Raw genomic sequence first — 22192 nt, 5'->3', positions numbered from 1 at the left:
TTTAGATCCCCGCAATTTAACACTAACTGTAATAGATGTTTTTGAAATGTAACATTCGTTGCTTTAACATAATAAGTGTATTTATTTTGTAACAAGTGGAGGGATCCATTTTAATTTATTCGTAAGCCATATCTATGAAAGGTGCCTTTATTCCAATTGGCGGTGCGCGAAGGGAGATGATAGGGATCCATTTATTATTAAAAATTTATCGCTACCGTAACAAAATTGCTTTTTGACGCAACAACTGTAGCTATTTAGGGATAAGTAAAGGATCTTATCTAATTTATCCGAAAGTTGTATCCGGGAACAGGGCCTGACAGGGAATACTGTCCCGTACCTTGTCCCCGGTTTGATTGGGTGCCGATGCTTCACGCCGATGGTTCTTTGCCCAATCTCGGGCTGGGATCGGATTTGTATTGAAATGCCCTTAAAGGTCGTATAGTTAAATCATTATAATTTGTCATATTATTTTTGTAACCATGTTGCATGGCATATCCATTGGATTTCAGACAGCAAGTATTCAGGGTAAAGCAAAAAGAAGGCCTTACTTTTGAGCAGACAAGTGAAAGGTTCGGTATCCCCATACGAACACTTTTCAGATGGAAAGAGCGTATGGATCCCAAGACAAAGCGCAATAAGCCGGCAACAAAGGTCGATATGAAAGCCTTGGCAAAAGATGTTAAGGATAATCCGGACTTATATCAATATGAACGGGCAAGAAAGTTTGGGGTCGGCCAAAGCGCAATCTTCTATGCACTAAGACGTTTAAAAATCGGTTATAAAAAAAACGCTGTTCCATCCCAGGGCGGACCGGCTGTCGCGGTCAGTGTTTCAACTGGAGGTGTTCCGTTACGGGTTTATCGATAAACGCCCAATGGTCTATGTTGATGGGAGCGGTTTTGCCATGGACGGACCAAGGGACCATGGTTATGGCCCAAAAGGACAGAGGTGCTACGCCAAAAAGGATTGGCATGCCAGGGGACGTGTAAATGCCATTGGGGCGATAACCGATTTTAAGTTTTTCAATGCCTGCTTATTTGATACTTACATCAATTTGGATGTCTTTTATGCCTGGCCCACACAAGAATTACTGCCCAATGTGCCGCAGAATGCAGTTATTGTACTTGACAATGCAACGTTCCATAAACGAAAAGGTGCACAGGATGCCATCGAACAAAAAGGTTGCACCCTGGAATTCCTTCCTCCTTACAGTCCAGATCTGAACCCAATAGAGAAAAAGTGGGCACAGGCCAAAAGTATAAGGCGCAAATTTGGATATACGCCCGATGAACTATTTTTTTGTGAAAAATTATTTTGATTTATCTATATTACCCGCCTCCCAAATCATAGATAGCCCCTCATTTAAGGATGGACTTAATTTATTGAACGGAGCTGGAGTATGAGATTGAGATCTCAAATCCCCAAATTTCCATCACTGTTTAATTGGACTGGAAATAAGTACAATCGATAAACGTGTACGTTTCCACTCAAGGAAGGTTTTGTGTGACTTGCCACATTTGGGCTCTGTGATAAACAATCCGACCACTATTTGAACTTTTGCAATTTCCAGACGTGGGTGAAATGGAGCACTAAAACCCTTGTCTAAACGGCCATTTCCAACGAGACCGTTGCGCCCAATGAGGCCCCGCTCTCACTCGTTCAATCACAATTTTTCAAAGACATTGAGGATGCGGGTGGAGCCCAAAACGTCCACCCGCTGAATCTTTGTAGTGCAGTATCGTATTGTGCAGACCATCCCTCCAATGGTCAGGTGGCAATTACAGGTGCCAGATGTATTGGAGTCCTTGCCGGCCCCATGAATGGTCTGCGAAAAAGCATAAGGATGCCAATGCTTAAAGCAGTGTCCCTATATTTTAACTTTCTTTTTGGTACATGTATCGCTTTTTATCGATTCAGATAGACGACCCCCTGGACCGGAGGTGTGGTACCGTCCCCGAAATCTATGGTATAGTAGTACACCCCATTGGGCAGTTTACCGTCCCCCAGGACAACGCCATTACCGGCACTGCCGTCCCAGTCCGGTGTGCCGATGTTCCCTTCGTACACCAGGGAACCGTTACGGTCATAGACCGCCAGGGCATAATTGGGGTAATCGTTCCTCAACCAGGATATGGAAAAGGTATCGTTGATCCCATCACCGTTCGGGGAGAAGCCGAGCCTGTCCGCGTCCGGCAGTCCGTCACAGCCTTCCATGGTAATGCTTACCGCGACTGCGACCCGATCGGAGGTACATCCATTATCGTCCTCCAACAATCCGTAATAGGTGGTACCGTCCCCAAGGGGAACATCACCTTCCAGTTCCGCAATGCCGTCCCCATCCGGATACCAGCGTATGGTACCGTTACCGGAGGCCACCAAATCCGATACCGTGGGGTTGTCCAAAGCACAGAATACCTGTTCGCCCCTCGTTTCCAGGACAGGGAGCTCCAGGACAAAGGCTATGGTGGTACCTATCCCGGTACAGCCATTGGCCAGGGCAATCATAACGGTGAACTCCTCCCCGTCCGAAATATTGGTCACTTCCGGGTTTTGTAAGGTAGGATTGTTGAATACGGCATTCCCGTTACTGGTCCATGACCATGAGGTCCCGAACCCGCTGGTCTCATTCAACTGTAGAACAGATCCGTGACAGATTGGTCCACTGTTGGTAACAATGGCCAGGGGTGCAATCATGTCCCGGACCGTTACCGTGGCGGTACAGCTGGCCGTGTTCCCCCCATTGTCGGTCACGGTAAGGGTTACCGTATTGTCCCCCACATTGGGGCAGCCAAAACCGGTCCTGTCCAGTGCAAGGGCCACCGTGCCACTATTGTTGTCAGAAGATCCATTGTCGATGTCCGCTGTGGTAATCGTTGCGTTGCCCGTCGGATCCAGTTGTACGGTGATGTCCTTACAAGCGGCGGTAGGTGCCGTGCCGTCCACCACGGTCACCGTGGTCTTACAGGTGTCCATATTGCCGCTGTTGTCGGTCACCGTCAGGGTCACCGTGTTCGTGCCTAAGTGCGAGACCGTAAAGCTGGTCTGGGACAGGCCCAGGGAGGCAATCCCACAGGTGTCGCCGGAACCATCATCGACATCGGCGGCGTCCAGGGTTGCGGAGCCGTTGGCGCCGAGCAGTAGGGCGGCGTCCTTGCAGCTGGCGGTGGGCCCGGACTTGTCCTGTACGGTGACCGTTGCGGTACAGGAGCTGTTATTGTTGCTGGTATCGGTCACGGAGAGGGTGACGGTGTTGTCCCCGACGTTGGAACAGTCGAAGGCCGTTTTGGAGAGGGCCAGGGTGACGGTCCCCCCGCTGTTGTCGGAGGAGCCGTCGTCGATGTCGGAGGTGGCGATGGTGGCACTTCCCGTTGTGCCCAGTTGTACGGTGGTGTCCTTGCAACGGGGAGAGGGAACGGTGGTGTCGCGGACGGTGACCGTTGCGGTACAGGAGTCGGAGTTGCCCCCGGGGTCGGTGACGGTCAGGGTTACGGTGTTGGTTCCCAGGTCCGTTTCGGAAAAGGAGGTCTTCGACAGGGCGGTGGCCAGGGTACAGTTATCGGAGGAGGCGTCGTCGACATCGGAGGTGGTGAGGGTCGCGGTGCCGTTGGCGCCGAGCAGTAGGGCGGCGTCCTTGCAGCTGGCGGTGGGCCCGGACTTGTCCTGTACGGTCACGGTGGCGGTACAGGAGTTGGTATTGTTGCTGGCATCGGTCACGGAGAGGGTGACGGTGTTGTCCCCGACGTTGGAACAGTCGAAGGCCGTTTTGGAGAGGGCCAGGGTGACGTTCCCCCCGCTGTTGTCGGAGGAGCCGTCGTCAATGTCGGAGGTGGCGATGGTGGCACTTCCCGTTGTGCCCAGTTGTACGGTGGTGTCCTTGCAGCTGGGGGTGGGTACGGTGGTGTCCTGTACGGTCACGGTGGCGGTACAGGTATCGGAGTTGCCCCCGGGGTCGGTGACGGTCAGGGTTACGGTATTGGTTCCCAGGTCCGTTTCGGAAAAGGAGGTCTTCGACAGGGCGGGGGCCAGGGTACAGTTATCGGAGGAGGAGGCGTCGACATCGGCGGCGTCCAGGGTTGCGGTGCCGTTGGTGCCGAGCAGTAGGGTGGCGTCCTTGCAACTGGCGGTGGGCCCGGACTTGTCCTGTACGGTGACCGTTGCGGTACAGGAGTTGGTATTGTTGCTGGTATCGGTCACGGAGAGGGTGACGGTGTTGTCCCCGACGTTGGAACAGTCGAAGGCCGTTTTGGAGAGGGCCAGGGTGACGGTCCCCCCGCTGTTGTCGGAGGAGCCGTCGTCGATGTCGGAGGTGGCGATGGTGGCACTTCCCGTTGTGCCCAGTTGTACGGTGGTGTCCTTGCAACGGGGAGAGGGAACGGTGGTGTCGCGGACGGTGACCGTTGCGGTACAGGAGTCGGAGTTGCCCCCGGGGTCGGTGACGGTCAGGGTTACGGTGTTGGTTCCCAGGTCCGTTTCGGAAAAGGAGGTCTTCGACAGGGCGGGGGCCAGGGTACAGTTATCGGAGGAGGAGGCGTCGACATCGGCGGCGTCAAGGGTTGCGGTGCCGTTGGCGCCGAGCAGTAGGGTGGCGTCCTTGCAACTGGCGGTGGGCCCGGACTTGTCCTGTACGGTGACCGTTGCGGTACAGGAGTTGGTATTGTTGCTGGTATCGGTCACGGAGAGGGTGACGGTGTTGTCCCCGACGTTGGAACAGTCGAAGGCCGTTTTGGAGAGGGCCAGGGTGACGTTCCCCCCGCTGTTGTCGGAGGAGCCGTCATCGATGTCGGAGGTGGCGATGGTGGCAGTTCCGGTGGCGTCCAGTTGTACGGTGGTGTTCTTGCAACGGGGAGAGGGAACGGTGGTGTCGCGGACGGTGACCGTTGCGGTACAGGAGTCGGAGTTGCCCCCGGGATCGGTGACGGTCAGGGTTACGGTCTTGGTTCCCAGGTCCGTTTCGGAAAAGGAGGTCTTCGACAGGGCGGTGGCCAGGGTACAGTTATCGGAGGAGGCGTCGTCGACATCGGCGGCGTCCAGGGTTGCGGTGCCGTTGGTGCCGAGCAGTAGGGTGGCGTCCTTGCAACTGGCGGTGGGCCCGGACTTGTCCTGCACGGTCACGGTGGCGGTACAGGAGTTGGTATTGCTGCTGGTATCGGTAACGGTGAGGGTGATGGTGTTGTCCCCTACGTTGGAGCAGTCGAAGCTTGTTTTGGAGAGGGCCAGGGTGACGGTCCCCCCGCTGTTGTCGGAGGAGCCGTCGTCGATGTCGGAGGTGGCGATGGTGGCACTTCCCGTTGTGCCCAGTTGTACGGTGGTGTCCTTGCAACGGGGAGAGGGAACGGTGGTGTCGCGGACGGTGACCGTTGCGGTACAGGAGTCGGAGTTGCCCCCGGGGTCGGTGACGGTCAGGGTTACGGTGTTGGTTCCCAGGTCCGTTTCGGAAAAGGAGGTCTTCGACAGGGCGGTGGCCAGGGTACAGTTATCGGAGGAGGCGTCGTTGATATCGGCGGCGTCCAGGGTTGCGGTGCCGTTGGCGCCGAGCAGTAGGGCGGCGTCCTTGCAGCTGGCGGTGGGCCCGGACTTGTCCTGTACGGTCACGGTGGCGGTACAGGAGTTGGTATTGCTGCTGGTATCGGTCACGGTGAGGGTGACGGTATTGTCCCCCACGTTGGAGCAGTCGAAGCTTGTTTTGGAGAGGGCCAGGGTGACGTTCCCCCCGCTGTTGTCGGAGGAGCCGTCGTCAATGTCGGAGGTGGCGATGGTGGCACTTCCCGTTGTGCCCAGTTGTACGGTGGTGTCCTTGCAGCTGGGTGAGGGAACGGTGGTGTCCTGTACGGTCACGGTGGCGGTACAGGTATCGGAGTTGCCCCCGGGATCGGTGATGGTCAGGGTGACGGTATTGGTTCCCAGGTCCGTTTCGGAAAAGCTGGTCTTGGAGAGGGCCAGGGCGAGGGTACAGTTGTCCGATGAGCCGTTGTCGACATCTGAGGCGGCGAGGGTCGCGGAGCCGTTGGTGCCGAGCTGTACGGTCGCATCCTTGCAGCTGGGGGTGGGCCCGGACTTGTCCTGCACGGTCACGGTGGCGGTACAGGAGTTGGTATTGCTGCTGGTATCGGTAACGGTGAGGGTGATGGTGTTGTCCCCTACGTTGGAGCAGTCGAAGCTTGTTTTGGAGAGGGCCAGGGTGACGGTCCCTCCGCTGTTGTCGGAGGAGCCGTCGTCGATGTCGGTGGCGGCGATGGTGGCACTTCCCGTTGTGCCCAGTTGTACGGTGGTGTCCTTGCAGCTGGGCGTGGGTACGGTGGTGTCCTGTACGGTCACGGTGGCGGTACAGGTATCGGAGTTGCTCCCGGGATCGGTGATGGTCAGGGTGACGGTATTGGTTCCCAGGTCCGTTGCGGAAAAGCTGGTCTTGGAGAGGGCCAGGGCGAGGGTACAGTTGTCCGATGAGCCGTTGTCGACATCTGAGGCGGCGAGGGTCGCGGAGCCGTTGGTGCCGAGCTGTACGGTCGCATCCTTGCAGCTGGCGGTGGGCCCGGACTTGTCCTGCACGGTCACGGTGGCGGTACAGGAGTTGGTATTGCTGCTGGTATCGGTAACGGTGAGGGTGATGGTATTGTCCCCTACGTTGGAACAGTCGAAGCTTGTTTTGGAGAGGGCCAGGGTGACGGTTTCCCCGCTGTTGTCGGAGGAGCCGTCGTCAATGTCGGAGGTGGCGATGGTGGCACTTCCCGTTGTGCCCAGTTGTACGGTGGTGTCCTTGCAGCTGAGTGAGGGAACGGTGGTGTCGCGGACGGTGACCGTTGCGGTACAGGAATCGGAGTTGCTTCCGGGGTCGGTGACGGTCAGGGTGACGGTGTTGGTTCCCAGGTCCGTTGCGGAAAAGGAGGTCTTCGACAGGGCGGGGGCCAGGGTACAGTTATCGGAGGAGCTGTCGTTGACATCGGCGGCGTCCAGGGTTGCGGTGCCGTTGGCGCCGAGCAGTAGGGCGGCGTCCTTGCAGCTGGCGGTGGGCCCGGACTTGTCCTGTACGGTGACCGTTGCGGTACAGGAGCTGGTATTGCTGCTGGTATCGGTCACGGAGAGGGTGACGGTGTTGTCCCCGATGTTGGAACAGTCGAAGGCCGTTTTGGACAGGCTCAGTGAAATCCCGCAACCATCGCTGCCATCGTCCACAGCATCGGTCGTCAGCATCGCGCTGCCAGTGGAGTCCAGTTGCAGTTGAATCGTGGACGACTTGCACGAGGCCGTCGGTTGGGTAGTTGCCTTGCTGTCGCCGATAAAGCTGAAGGTCGTCGCCATCGCAGCACGCTGGATAGCGGCCCTGCAGTATACCAGGCCACTGGCGCCGATGGTTACTGGTACGGTGTTGGTGAGTTTCCGCTCGTGCCAACCGATCAGCGTAGCATCCCAGTTGTCCACCGAGAGCCCACTGCCGTCAAGCATATTGGCGCCATCGGTCAACGCCCCCAGGTCCCATTCCCCCAGGTCCTGATCAAAGGAACTTGCGCTCTTGAACATTTCTTTCATTCTGGTGACATTGCTCACGTTCCAGGAACCGATGTCCTGGTCAAAGGCTGTTGCATCCTGAAACATACCCCACATATCGGTCACGCCGCTGATGTTCCAGGAACCGATGTCCTGGTCAAAGGCGCTTGCACCATTGAACATGTGTCTCATATTGGTTACCTTACTGGTGTCCCAGGAACCGATGTCCTGGTCAAAGACACTTAGGCGAAGGAACATACCCCACATATTGGTCACGCTACTGGTGTCCCAGGAACCGATGTCCGTATTAAAGGCGCTTGCATCTCGAAACATGCCGGCCATATCAGTCACTCTACTGGTGTTCCAGGAACCGATGTCCCCGTTAAAGGTGTTTGTGAAGGCAAACATATAGGACATATCCGTCACGCTGCCCACATCCCAGGAACCGATGTCCTGGTTGAAGGTTTCGGTGTCATAAAGCATGCTGCTCATGTTCTCAACATTATTTACGTTCCAGCCGCCAATGTTCTGGTCGAAGATATTGGCACCTGAAAACATACCCTCCATAGTGGTCACGCTACTGGTGTCCCAGGAACTGATGTCCCGGTTAAAGGCTACTGTAGCAGTAAACATATAGGACATACTGTTCACCTGGCTGGTGTTCCAGGAACTGATATCTCCGTTAAAGGTGGTCGCTCTTTGAAACATCTGACTCATGTTGGTCACATTACTCAGGTCGGGAGCATCCGTTGCCAGCACCTGCAGATTGGTACAGCCGTAAAATGCACCCTCCATGGTGCTCCAGGATATAGCGCTGCCCCATTGGTCCACGGAAAGTATTTTATCCTTATCGCCTGTATTGTTGAACCATATCCTGGTCAGGTATCCGTTGCCAGAGGCGGCATTGCGAAGGGCCACTTCTATTTCCCCGGCCGTATGGCCATAAGTGGTCACATTTATGGTAGTGGTCCCGGTCTGATCGAACAGGTCATAGCTGCCATCATTGCCCAGGTCCACATCGTAGGTCCCCGTGGCGGGGATACGGATGGAGCTGCTTTCGGAAGTGCCGGATTTGGTGGTGTCCCAGGTGGTCACAAATACACTTTCGGGATCCTCAACAATTACCGTGGCCGTGCAGGTGTCCGAGTTTCCATTGGGGTCGGTCACCGTAAGGGTCACCGTGTTTGAACCGATGTTGGAGGTTGTAAAGCTGCTTCGCGACACGCTTGGGGTGACGTCCCCACAAGCATCGCTGGAACCGTTGTCCACAAGGGAGGCGTCCAGGGCGGCGTTGCCAGTGGGGTCCAGTCGGAGCGTTGCCGCCTTGCACTGTGGAATCGGCTTGGTGGTTTCCCCACTATCGCCGCTAAAGGTAAAGGTTGTCATCGCAGCACGCTCGGCAGTGGCGGTGCAGTAGACTAACCTGGAGGCGCCTATAGTTACCGTGTTGGTAAAGCTATGTTTGTGCCAGCCGATGAGCGTAGCGTCCCAGTTGGCAACCGAGAGCCCACTGTTGTCAAGCATACCGATACCATCAGTTACTCTCCCCATGTACCAATCCTCCAAATCCTGGTTAAAGGCGCTTGCGCCAGAGAACATATTGCCCATATCGGTCACGCTGGAGGTGTTCCACGAACCGATATCCTGGTTAAAGGCGCTTGCGCCAGAAAACATAGCGCTCATATCGATCACGTTGCCTGTATTCCAGGAACCAAGGTCCTGGTCAAAGGCCTTGGCATTGGAAAACATGCTGCCCATAACGATTACGCTGGAGGTGTTCCACAAACTGATGTCCACATTGAAGGCCGTTGCACTTTTGAACATGGTCCCCATAATGGTCACGCTGGACACATCCCACGAACTAATGTCTCCGTTAAAAGCGGAGGCTTGCCAAAACATGGCCCCCATATGGGTCACATTGCTGGTGTTCCAGGTGTCGAAGCCCGTCCCCGTAAGTGCTTTGCACGCGGTGAACATCTGACTCATGTTGGTCACCTTACTCAGGTTGGGGGCATCGGTGGCCTTGACCTGCAGATTGGTACAGTTGACAAATGCATCTCTCATGGTGCTCCAGGAGATAAAGCTGCCCCATTGGTCCACCGAAAGCAGCTTCTGCGTGTCGCTCATGTGGTATAGGGGGAAATTGATCCTGGTCAGGTCCCCGGTACCGGAGCCAGCATCCCGGAGGCCCACCTGTATCTCCCCGGCCGTATAATTGTTACCGGTAGTAGGGTTGGTATAGGAGGTGACATTTACGGTAATGGTCCCGGTCTGGTCGAACAGGTCATAGGTGCCGTCATTGCCCACGTCCACATCGTAGGTCCCCGTGACCGGAATGGTGATGGAGTTACTGTTGGAGGTGCCGGATTCGGTCGTGTCCCAGGTGGTCACGAATACATTCTTGGTATCCTCCACCACGGTCACCGTGGCCTCACAGGTATCCGTGTTCCCATTGGGATCGGTCACTGTAAGGGTCACCACCGTACCCGCATTAACATCTTCAATCGTGAAGCTGGTTTGGGAAACGCTCAGCGAGACAGGGCCACAGGCATCGTAGGAACCATTGTCCACAAGGTCGGGCGTAAGGTCGACCCCCAGTGGGAGCGTTACCGCCGTCTTGCACTGTGCTGTTGGCGAGTTGGTTTCCGTACTATCCCCGACAATGTTTAAGGTCAGGGCGGCTCGCTCGTTGCCGGCCTTACAGTACACCAGCCCTGAGGCTCCGATGGTGGCGGTGTTGGTAAAATTCTGGCTGTGCCAGCCGATAAGCGTGTTGTCCCAGTTCTCCATGGAGAGCCCACTATTGTTAAGCATATCGGTGCCATTGGCCACTTTTGCCATATCCCAATCCCCCAGGTTCCAATCAAAGGCACTTGCCTCATAAAACATGTTGCCCATATCGGTCACCTCGCTGGTGTTCCAGGAACCGATGTCCTGGTTAAAGGTGCTTGCGGAGTGGAACATGTAGCGCATATTGATCACGCTTTCTGTGTTCCAGGAACTGATGTCCTGGTCAAAGTTGATTGCCTCATAAAACATGCCGTCCATACGGGTCACGCTGACTGTGTTCCACAAACCGATGTCCTGGTCAAAGACCGTGGCGCCATAGAACATGCCCCACATACTGCTCACACTGCCGGTGTCCCAGGAGCCGATATCCTGGTCAAATGCGCTTGCGTTCCGGAACATGAAGTCCATATAGGTCACGCTGGAAACATTCCAGGAACCAATGTCTGTATTGAAAGCACTTGCGTCAGAAAACATGTTTTTCATATTGGTCACACTGCTGGTGTCCCAGGAACCGATGTCGCGGTTAAAGGTGCTTGCACCGGAAAACATGCCCTCCATATCGGTCACATTGCCGGTATTCCAACCGGAGAAGTTGTTCGTCGCCGTTCCTTTAAGTGAGGTACATTCGGCGAACATCCAGCTCATATTGGTCACATTGCTCAGGTCGGGAACATCGCTTGCCAGCACATCCAGATTGGAACATTGGAGAAATGCCTCCTCCATAGTACTCCAGGAGATGCTGCTGCCCCATTGGTCCACGGAGAGCAGCTTCAGCTTGTCGTCCGTCTGGTTTAGGGCGAAACGTATCCCGGTCAGGTTCCCGGAACCGGAGGCGGCATTGCGGAGGGCCACCTGTATTTCCCCAGCGGTATAGTTATTACCGTCAGGGTCCTTATAGTTGGTGTTGGTGACATTTATCTCGGTTTCCCCTGTTTGGTCCAAAAGGTCATAGGTGCCATCATTGCCCAGGTCCACATCGTAGGTCCCCGTGGCGGGGATGGTGATGGAATTCCCATTGGAGGAGCCGGATTTGGTGGTGTCCCAGGTAGTGACAAATACACTTGTGGGATCCTCCACGGTCAGCATGGTCGTACAGGTGGCCGTGTTGTTACTAGCGGTTACTGTTAGGGTCACCGCACGTGTACCGATGTGGGTGGTCGTAAAGCTGCTTTGCGACAAACTTAGCGAGACGTTCCCGCAGGCATCGCTGCCGCTGTCCACAAGGTCGGTCGTCAGGGTGGCCGTGCCGTTGGTGTCCAGTCGGAGCGTCATCTCCTGTTTGCACACGGCCGTTGGCTGGGCATCTGACAGGTCGTCATCGGCAACTTTAAAGGATCCGGTGTTCAGCTCGGTACGCTCAGCAAAGGCCTTACAGTATTTCAGTCCATCGGCACCAATGGTAACGGTGTTGGCAAAGTCCTTCCTATGCCAACCGATAATCGTGGCGTCCCAGTTGGCAATGGAGAGCCCACTGTTATCGAGCATATCGGCACCACCACCACTGGTCAGCCCCCCCAGGTCCCATTCCCCCAAATTCCGGTCAAAGGCGCTTGCACTGGCAAACATACTGGCCATATCGGTCACACCGCTTGTGTTCCAGCTGTAGAAGTTGTTCGTTGTTGTTCCCTTGAGTGCCGTGCACCCGGAAAACATCCAGCCCATATCGGCTACTTTGCTAAGGTCGGGACTGTCGGTCGCCAGCACGTCCAGATTGGTACAGCCGTAAAAGGCCCCTTCCATGGTGCTCCAGGAGATACTGTCACCCCATTGGTCCACGGAAAGCAACTTCTGCCTGTCGCCTGTATTATTGAAACGTATCCCGTCCAGGGTTCCGGATCCGGAGGCAGCATTGCTAAGGGCCAGCTGTATTTCCCCAGCGGTATAGCCATAGGCAGTGACATCTATTGTGGTGGTCTCGGTCTGGTTCAGTAGTTCATAGGTGCCATCGTTGCCCAGATCCACATCATAGGTCCCCGTGGCGGGGATGGTGATGGAGTTCCCGTTTGAGGAGCCGGAATTAGTCGTGTCCCAGGTGGTGATAAAAGGTGTTATCGGAAGATCCACCACCTGTACTATGGTCGAGCAGCTTGCTATTTTACTACTAGGGGCCGTGTTGTCAATCACAATCAACTGGATATTGTTCAGGCCAAGATCGGAGGTTGTGAAGTTGTTCTGGGACAGGCCCAGCGTTTTGACCCCACAGGTACTACTGGAACCGTTGTCCACAAAGGAGGGATCCAGGGTGGCCGTGCCATTGGCGTCTAATTGGAGTATGACCATCTGCTGGCAACGTACCTTTGGCAAGGTACTGTTCTTTGTGTCACCGGTAATGTTGAGGCTATTTCTTATCAACCACTGCCGTTCAGAGGCAGCCTTGCAGTAAACCAGTCCGGTGGCGCCGATAGTGGGGGTATTGGTGAAGTTCTGCTTGTACCAACCGATCAGCGTGGCATCCCAGTTTTCACCGGAGAGCCCACTGTCGCTGAGCATACCGAAGCCATCGGTCAACTGGCCCAGGTCCCAATCACCCATATCCTGGTCAAAAGCGGTTGCCTCATTGAACATATAGCTCATATCGGCCACGCTACTTGTGTCCCAGGAACCGATGTCCTGGTCAAAGGCAGTTGCACCATAGAACATGTGGCCCATATGGGTCACGTTACTTGTGTCCCAGGAACCGATGTCCTGGTTAAAGGCGGTTGCGCCATCGAACATGAAGGCCATATCGGTCACGATGCTGGTGTTCCAGGAACCGATGTCCTGGTTAAAGGCGGTTGCAGTAACAAACACCCAGTTCATATGGGTCACACTGGCCGTGTTCCAGGCGGAGAAGCTCGTCGTTCCCTTAAGTGAGGTACACCCGTAGAACATTAAGGAAATACTGGTGACATTGCTAAGGTCAGGGGTGTCGGTCGCCAGTACGTCCATACTGTCACAGCCGTAAAATGCCGTTTCCATGGTGCTCCAGGAGATACTGCTGCCCCATTGGTCCACGGAAAGCAGCTTCTGTCTGTCGCCCGCATAGTCGAAATTTATCCTGCTCAGGGCTCCGGCACCGGAAGCGGCATTGCGGAGGGCCAGCTGTATTTCCCCGGCCTGATAACCATAGGTGGTGACATTCACGGTAATGGTATTGGACTGGCCCAGCAGTTCATAGGTACCGTCATTGCCCAGGTCCACATCATAGGTTCCCGTGGCAGGGATGCGGATGGAATTCCCATCGGAAATGCCGGGATTGGTCGTATCCCAGGTGGTGACAAATACGCTTGTGGGATCCTCCACGGTTACCCTGGCTTGACAAGTGTTTTCGTTCTCATTGACATCCTTCACGGTCAGGGTCACCGTGTTCGCACCCAGGTCCGTGGTCGTAAAGCTGCTCTTCGATACGCTTAGCGAGACGCTTCCACAGCTATCGCTGGAATCGTTGTCCACAAGGGCGGCCGTCAGGGTGGCCTCACCATTGGCATCCAGTCGGAGTATTGCCGCCTTGCACTGCGCTATCGGCGGGTTTGTTTCCGCGCTGTCGCCAGTGATTTTCAAAGATAGCGCAGCACGCTGGGTACCTGCCTTGCAGTAGACCAGTCCGGAGGCATTGATGGTGGGGGTGTTGGTAAAGTCCTGGCCATGCCAACCGATCAATGTGGCGTCCCAGTTGGCAACGGAGAGCCCACTGCCATAAAACATACGCTTGCCACTGAGCGACCCGTTGATCAACTGCCCCAGGTCCCAATCCCCCAGGTCCTGGTCAAAGGCGCTTGCATTCCAGAACAGCTCTCCCATTTTGGTCACATTGCTTGTGTTCCACGAACCGATGTCCTGGTTAAAGGCGGTTGCGCGATTGAACATGCCGTCCATCCGGGTCACACTGCTGGTGTCCCAGGAACCAATGTCCTGGTCAAAGGCGGTTGCCCCTAAGAACACCCGCTCCATATCGCTTACCTTGGTCACATTCCAGGAACTGATGTCCCCGTTAAAGATGCTTGCACCAGAGAACATGTGGCTCATATCGGTCACGCCGGCCGTGTTCCAGTTGGAGAAGCTCGTATTTCCCTTAAGCGAGGTACACCCGTAGAACATCTTGCCAAGATCGGTCACCTTGCTAAGATTGGGGGCATCGCTCGCCTTAACGTCCAGATTAGTACAGCCTTCAAATGCATTTTCCATGGTACTCCAGGAGATACTGCTGCCCCATTGGTCTACGGAGAGCAGCTTCTGCTTATCGCCGCCAAAGAAAGATATCTTGTCCAGGGTCCCGGAGGCGGCATTGCGGAAGGCCAGTTGTATTTCCCCGGCGGTATAACCATGGTTTGTGACATTTATGGTAATGTGATTGAACGAACTCCCTGACTGGTTCAGCAGTTCATAGCTGCCATCATTGCCCACATCCACATCGAAGGTTCCTTTGGCAGGGATGCGGATGGAGTTGCTGTTGGACACACCGGATTTGGTCGTGTCCCAGGTGGTTATAAATGCACTTGTGGGATCATCCGCTATGGTCACCGTGGTCTCACAGTTATCAGTGTTGCCGTTGGGGTCGGTAACCGTAAGGGTAACTGTGTTCGCCCCGAGGTCGGAGGCTGTGAAGCTGCCTCGAGACACGCTCAGGGAGATCCCGCAGGCTTCGCTACCGCCGTCTACAAGGGCGGGATCCAGAGTTGCTATACCGCCGTCTCCCAGTTTGAGCGTCACCGCCTGCTGGCATACAGCCGTTGGCTGGATATTTTCCAGGCTGTCTCCGATGATGTTGACGCCATTATTTATCAGCTCGGCACGCTGAGTATAGGCCGTACAGTAGGCCAAAAGATGAGCGCCGATGGTTACATTGTTGTTGAAGCCCTGGCTGTGCCAACCGATGAGTGTGGCGTCCCAGTTGTCCAACGAGAGCCCACTGTTGGCGAACATCCCTATGCCACTGCCCAGCGCTCCCAGGTCCCAATTCCCCAGGTCCTGGTCAAAGGCGACTGCACTATTGAACATGGAGTTCATATTGGTTACGCTGCCCGTGTTCCAGGAACCGGTGCCCTCGTTAAAACTGATGTCCTGGTTAAAGGCACTTGCAGTCTCAAACATGGAGTTCATCTTGGTCACCTTGCTGGTGTCCCAGGAACCGATGTCCACATTAAAGGAACTTGCCCAACTGAACATACCTTCCATATTGGTCACCTCGGCCACATTCCAGGAACCGATGTCCCCGTTAAAGGCACTTGCACGGGAAAACATGTAGCGCATACTGGTCACTTTGGCCGTGTTCCAGTTGGAGAGGCCTGTTGCTCCCGTGAGTGAGGCACACCCGCGGAACATATTGCCCATATCGGTCACCCCGCTTAGGTCGGGGGCATCGCTCGCCTCGATCTTCAGATTGGTACAGCCATAAAATGCACCTGCCATGTTGCTCCAGGACACGCTGCTGCCCCATTGGCCCACAGAGAGCAGTTTCTGTCGGTCACCCCCATTATTGAAATATATCCGATCCAAAGTTCCGGCCTCGGAGGTCGCATTGCGAAGGGCCACTTGTATTTGCCCGGCGGTATAGCCACGCGTGGTGACATTTACGGTAATGGTCCCGGTCTGGTCCAGGAGTTCATAGCTGCCATCGTTGCCCAGGTCCACATCGTAGCGGCCTGTGGCCGGGATGGTGATGGAGTTCCCATTGGAGGTGCCGGGTTTGGTTGTGTCCCAGGTGGTGACAAATAGGTTTGTAGGAGTATTCTCTACAGTCACCGTGGTCTCACAGTTATCTGTGTTGTCGTTGAGGTCGGTAACCGTCAGGGTGACCGTATTCGCTCCGAGGTCGGAGGCTGTGAAGCTGCTTGGGGACGTGCTCAGCGAGGCAATTCCACATGCATCGTTGGAACCGCCGTCCAAACGGGAGGCATTCAGGGTCGCCGTACCATCGGCGCCTAGTCGAAGTGTCGCTGTCTTGCACTGCGCCGTTGGCTTGTTGGTTTCCGCTCTGTCGCCACTAACCTTAAAGGAACCAGCGTTCAACGCAGTGCGCTGAGTACCGGCGGTGCAGTAGACCAGTTCGGTGGCGCCAATAGTGACCGTATTGGTAAACCTCCGGGCATGCCAACCGATGAGGGTGTTATCCCAATTGTCCTGGGAGAGCCCACTACTGTTGAGCATATTGGCACCTTTGGTTAGCTGCCCCAGGTCCCAATCTCCAAGGTTCTGGTCAAAGGCGCTTGCGTTAGCAAACATCCGCTCCATATCTTTCACCCTGCTTGTGTTCCAGGAACCAATATCCTGATTAAAGACGCTCGCACCATGGAACATACCCCACATAGTGGTCGCATTGCCCGTGTTCCATGAACCGATGTCCTGGTTAAAGGTGCTTGCTCCTTCGAACATTCCTGCCATATTGGTCACGTTGCTGGTGTTCCAGGAACTGATGTCCTGGTCAAAGGCACTTGCATTACGGAACATGCCGTTCATCTTGGTCACCTTGGCCGTGTTCCAGGAACCAATGTCCTGGCTAAAGGCGGTCGCATTGGAAAACATACCTTCCATACTGCCTACGTTGCTTGTGTTCCAGGAACCAATGTCCTTGTCAAAGGCACTTGCCCTGATAAACATCCGGCTCATATCGGCCACGCTGGCCACATTCCAGGAACCAATGTCCCCGTCAAAGGCACTTGCACCATCGAACATTTCGGTCATATCGGTCACGTAGCTTACATCCCAGTTGGAGAAGCCTGTCTTCCCCGTAAGTGACGTACACTCATGAAACATTTCCGCCATAGTGCTAACTTTGCTCAGGTTGGGGGCGTCTGTAGCCTTAACCTCCAGATTGGTACAGCCATCGAATGCTGCCAACATGGTGATCCAGGAAATACTGCGGCCCCATTGGTCCACGGAGTATATCTTATGCTCATCGCCCCTAAGTGGGAAATATATCCTGAGCAAGTTCCCTTTTCCGGAAGCGGCATTGCGAAGGGCCACCTGTATTTCCCCGGCGGGATAACCGTAGGTGGTCACATCCACGATAATGGGCCTTGTTTTGTCCAGCAGTTCATAGGTGCCGTCATTGCCCAAATCCACATCATAGGCCCCTAAGGCAGGGATACGGATGGAGTTTTCGTTGGACGAGTCGCTGGTACCGATATTGGTTGTTTTCCAGGTGGTGATAAATGTACTATAGGGATCCCCCACATTCACGGTGGTCTGGCAGGTGTTCGTGTTCCCATTGGGGTCGGTCACCGTAAGGGTCACCGTGTTCGCGCCAAGGTTGGCCGTTGTAAAGCTGTTTGGAGACACGCCCAAGGTGACGTTCCCGCAAGTATCGCTGGATTCATTGTCCACAAGGGCAGGATCCAAGGTGGCCGTGCCATCGGGGTTCAGTTGGAGGGTCACCGCCTGCTGGCATACGGCCTTTGGCTGGGTAGTTTCCGCGCTGTCGCCAGTGATTTTCAGGGACAGCGTAGAACGCTCGGCTGTGGCCATGCAATAGACCAGTTTGGAGGCGCCGATGGTAGGGGTGTTGGTAAAGTCCTGGGCGTGCCAACCGATCAGCGTAGCATCCCAGTTGGCAACGGAAAGCCCACTGCCGTTGAACATATAGGTCCCATCGGTCAACGACCCCAGGTCCCAATCCCCCAGGTCCTGGTCAAAGGAGCTTGCGTTCATAAACATCTTCTTCATATTGGTCACCTTGGCCGTATTCCAGGAACCGATGTCCCCGTTAAAAGTACTTGCAGCGACAAACATAAATCCCATATTGGTTACACTGGCCGTGTTCCAGGTAGAGAAGCTAGTAGTTGTCCCCGTAAGCGATGTACACAGGCCAAACATAGAGTACATACTGGTCACCTTGGCCAGGTCAGGGACATCGCTCGCTTTGACCTCCATGTTGCTACAACCGTCAAACGCATATGCCATACTGCTCCAGGATATACTGCTGCCCCATTGGTCCACGGAAAGCAGCTTCCGCTTATCGTTCGAATTGGCGAAATATATCCTCTCCAGGGTCCCGGATCCGGAGGCGGCGTTGCGAAGGGCCACTTGTATTTCCCCGGCTGTATATTTATTACCGGTAGCAGGATTAGTATATTTGGTGACATCTACGGTTATGGTCCCGGTCTGGTCGAACAGGTCATAGGTGCCGTCATGGCCCAGGTCCACATCGTAGGTCCCCGTGACGGGTATTTTGATGGAGTTCCCGCTGGACACACCGATCTTGGTGGTGTTCCAGGTGGTGACGAACACAGTAGTGGAATAGGGCACTACGGTCACCGTGGTCTTGCAGGTGTCCGTTTTCCCATTGCCATCGGTCACCGTAAGGGTTACCGTGTTATTACCGAGGTTGGCGGTTGTGAAACTGTTCGGGGAAACGATCAGCGAAACGCTACCACAGGCTTTGCTACCACTGTCCACACGGGCGGCATCCAGGGTAGCCGTACCGTCAATGTCCAGAGGGAGTTCCACCGTTCCGCATGCAGCTGTCGGCTGGGTATTTTCCAGACTGTCCCCGGTGATGTTCAGGGTCAGTGCGTCACGCTCGTTGCCGGCCTTGCAGTAGACTAGCCCAGAGGCACCAATGGTAGGGGTGTTGGTAAAGTCCTGGCTGTGCCAGCCGATCAATGTGGCGTCCCAGTTCTCGCTGGAAAGTCCGCTGTTATAGAGCATATCAGCACCATTGAGCAACGCCCCCAGATCCCAGTCCCCCAGGTCCTGGTCAAAGGCGCTTGCGTTCATAAACATCTTCTTCATATTGGTCACCTTGGCTACATCCCAGGAACTGATGTCCCCGTTAAAGGTACTTGCAGCGACAAACATAAATTCCATATTGGTTACATTGGCCGTGTTCCAGGTAGAGAAGCTAGTAGTTGTCCCCGTAAGCGATGTACACAGGCCAAACATAGAGTACATACTGGTCACCTTGGCCAGGTTGGGGATGTCGCTCGCTTTGACCTCCATGTTGCTACAACCGTCAAATGCATATGCCATACTGCTCCAGGATATGCTGCTACCCCATTGGTCCACGGAAAGCAGCTTCCGCTTATCGTTCGAATTGCCGAAATGTATCCTCTCCAGGGTCCCGTTCCCGGAGGCGGCATTGCGAATGGCCACTTGTATCTCCCCGGCGGTATGGCCATAGGTGGTGACATTCACGGTAATGGTATTGGTCTGGTCCAACAGTTCATAAGTACCATCATTGCCCAGGTCCACATCGTAGGTCCCCGTGGCAGGTATTTTGATGGAGTTCTTGCCGGACACACCGATCTTGGTCGTGTTCCAGGTGGTGATGAACTCTCCCTGGGCAAACAGGCGCGTGGTAATCCATAGGCACATGAAAAAGAAAAGCACAGAGCCCTTAAAGCCCATAAAGTAATTTGTTCCCATAAGCGTACGTGTCAAGGTAATTCTGTTATGAAACCACCACCTGCCGTATTGGATTGACAGGGATTGCAATGGTCGTAAGGAAATGCCTACAGATTCATTTGGATTCCGTAATTTAACACTAATATAATGGGTGCCCTTTTACAATGTAACAACCGTCATCTTTATACAATAATTGTGTCTATTTTGGAATAATCGAAAAGATCTTATTTAATTTATTCGCAAGCTACGTCCATGAAGAACGGCCGTATCCCCAATTGGTAGCATGGGTAGGGAAGTTGTAGGGATCCCTTTACTATTAAGATTTAGCATTATAGTAACAAAATTGCTTTTTAGTGTAACAACTGCAGTTATTTAAGGATAATCGACGGATCCTTTATAATTTATCCGAAAGTTGTATCTGGTAGCGGGGCCTGACAGGGAATGCCGTCCTGTATCCAGTCCCCGGTTTTATCGGGTGCCAAAACTCCGGTCCTAAGGTTCTTTGCCCCAATCGAGGACCAGGATCGGATTTGTATTGAAATGCCGTGAAAGGGGGTATTGTGCACTTCCCAAACCAAGACCGGTCTACGGTATCAATAGGACATTATGATAAGAACGGCTTTTTGAACTATGCCTAAAAGATGTCCAAAGGAAATCAGCGAGATATAACATGTCTATGGATTCCCTGGACCAAGGTTATGGGAAATCCAAGATGACCATCATAAGCTCAATGGGGTATGGAGCCAATCTGATGACCTAATTTGGGACTATGTCATCCAGGTCACTGACCCAACGGTAAAAGGTGGTTACCTTTGTGGCCATGTTAAAACGGTATTTCCCAATATTGGAGTGGCTGCCCAACTATAAAAGGGCATCCCTTTCCGGGGATATTTCTGCGGGGATAACGGTAGGTGTCATGTTGATTCCACAGGGAATGGCCTATGCCCTAATTGCTGGCCTGCCCCCGGTATATGGGTTGTACGCTGCCCTGGTCCCCAACCTGCTTTATGCGTTTATAGGGTCCAGTAGAAAACTGGCCGTTGGCCCAGTAGCCTTGGATTCCTTGATCGTGGCCTCAAGTTTGGCGGCCATGAAACTGGCGAATATGGAGGACTACATCGCCATGGCCCTTTTTTTGGCATTGTTGGTCGGGGTCTTGCAACTGGTCATGGGATTTTTCCGAATGGGGTTTTTGGCCAACTTTCTTTCCAGGCCCGTGGTCAATGGATTTACTTCGGCAGCGGCACTGGTCATTGCCGTGAGCCAATTGAAATACCTCTTTGGTCTGGAACTGGAAACCATAGGCACTTTTTCTACTTTTAGTGCGGTACTCCAAAATTTGGGGCAAACCAATTTTTATGACCTTTCCATTGGAATTGGGGCCATCCTGGTCATTTGGGGGTTAAAAAAGCTGAACCGTAAGCTTCCAGCTGCCATGTTGGTGGTCATCCTCTCCATTATCGGCATCTATTTTTTTATGGTAAACGAAACGGATGTCCATATTCTGGGAACTGTTCCCCAAGGATTGCCGGCCTTTGTGCTCCCAAAGTTTACAACCTCACAGTTGGTCATAGCCCTTCCCACGGCATTGGCTTTGGCTTTTATCGCTTTTGCGGAGGCCATGACCATTGCCAAAGCGGTTGAGCAACAATCCAATGACCAGTATACGGAGCCAAACCAGGAATTAAGGGCATTGGGCTTTTCCAATCTCGTAGGCTCCTTTTTTCAGTCCTTTCCGACGAATGCCGGCTTGTCACGGACCGCAGTGAATGTGGAAGAAGGGGCCCAAACAGGTTTCGCCTCAATAATAAGTGCCATCATAGTTGGAGCAACATTGCTCTTTTTGACCCCGTTTTTTTACTATTTGCCCAAATCCGTTTTGGGTGCCATTATTTTAGTAGCGGTCTATGGCCTTATTGACATGCAATACCCGAGACAATTGCTCAAACAACAAAAGGATGAATTTGTTTTGTTCCTAATTACCTTTTTCACCACACTTCTAATTGGCATATCCGAAGGTATTATTTTTGGGGTATTGTTCTCCTTGGTCCTGTTGGTGTATAGAATCTCCAAACCCCATATTGCGGTTCTTGGAAAAATAAAGGGGATGGAGTATTTTAAGAATATAAATCGTTTTAGTGAAGAGGTGGAAGTTCATGATGCGGTTTTAATGATACGTTTTGATGCCCAATTGTTTTTTGCCAATGTGCAGTATTTCAAAACTGCCCTGTTAAAGGAAGTGGATAAAAAGGGGGAAGCACTAAAATATGTCATTCTCAATGCCGAACCTGTAAATTACCTGGACGATACCGCTGCAAAGCAATTACAGACCTTGATCGTACAGTTGCGTGATAGGGGCATTGTCTTTAAACTGGCCGGAGCCATTGGTCCCCTACGTGACATCCTTAAAAAAAGCGGATTGGTGGAGGTAATAGGGCAGGACAATATCTATGTGAGAACGGCAGAGGCCTATGCGGATAGTTTGGAAAAAGTGGAGCGTACCGCCATTCAGGAAAAAGTTTCACTCCAACATAAAGAATCGTAATTTATGTGACAAAAGTTACCTCCTTTTTAAGGTGTTACCCCTAATTTTGAATTA

4 protein-coding genes are annotated in these 22192 nt (G+C 53.7%); 3 read left to right on the top strand and 1 reads right to left on the bottom strand.

Going from position 1 to position 22192, the window contains the following annotated elements:
* The first annotated feature begins 486 nt into the window (after positions 1–486).
* Complete coding sequence (locus tag L0P88_RS08105) at positions 487–867, top strand: IS630 transposase-related protein (RefSeq protein ID WP_247134092.1); 381 nt, start codon at positions 487–489, stop codon at positions 865–867.
* A gap of 7 nt (positions 868–874) precedes the next feature.
* Entirely contained in the window at positions 875–1318 is a 444-nt protein-coding gene (locus tag L0P88_RS08100) for a transposase (RefSeq protein ID WP_247134091.1), read from the top strand.
* Positions 1319–1905: 587 nt separating this feature from the next.
* On the opposite strand, the gene L0P88_RS08080 is transcribed toward L0P88_RS08100, so the two are convergent.
* Complete coding sequence (locus tag L0P88_RS08080; RefSeq protein ID WP_281499725.1) at positions 1906–19614, bottom strand: BspA family leucine-rich repeat surface protein; 17709 nt, start codon at positions 19612–19614, stop codon at positions 1906–1908.
* A 781-nt stretch (positions 19615–20395) separates the two neighbouring features.
* On the opposite strand from L0P88_RS08080, the gene L0P88_RS08075 reads away from it, so the two are divergent.
* Positions 20396–22138 (top strand): SulP family inorganic anion transporter, encoded by a 1743-nt coding sequence (locus tag L0P88_RS08075; protein WP_247134090.1) that lies wholly within the window; start codon positions 20396–20398, stop codon positions 22136–22138.
* Positions 22139–22192 lie beyond the last annotated feature (54 nt).

Source organism: Muricauda sp. SCSIO 64092 (assembly GCF_023016285.1).
GTDB lineage: Bacteria > Bacteroidota > Bacteroidia > Flavobacteriales > Flavobacteriaceae > Croceivirga.
The sequence above is the reverse complement of the archived record's forward strand: the minus strand, read 5'-3'. Positions and strand labels throughout refer to the sequence as shown.

Excerpts from the sequence above, each read along its gene's own strand:
- L0P88_RS08080 (WP_281499725.1), bottom strand. The coding sequence starts at position 19,614 with ATGGGAACAAATTACTTTATGGGCTTTAAGGGCTCTGTGCTTTTCTTT.
- L0P88_RS08100 (WP_247134091.1), top strand. The coding sequence starts at position 875 with ATGGTCTATGTTGATGGGAGCGGTTTTGCCATGGACGGACCAAGGGAC.
- L0P88_RS08105 (WP_247134092.1), top strand. The coding sequence starts at position 487 with ATGGCATATCCATTGGATTTCAGACAGCAAGTATTCAGGGTAAAGCAA.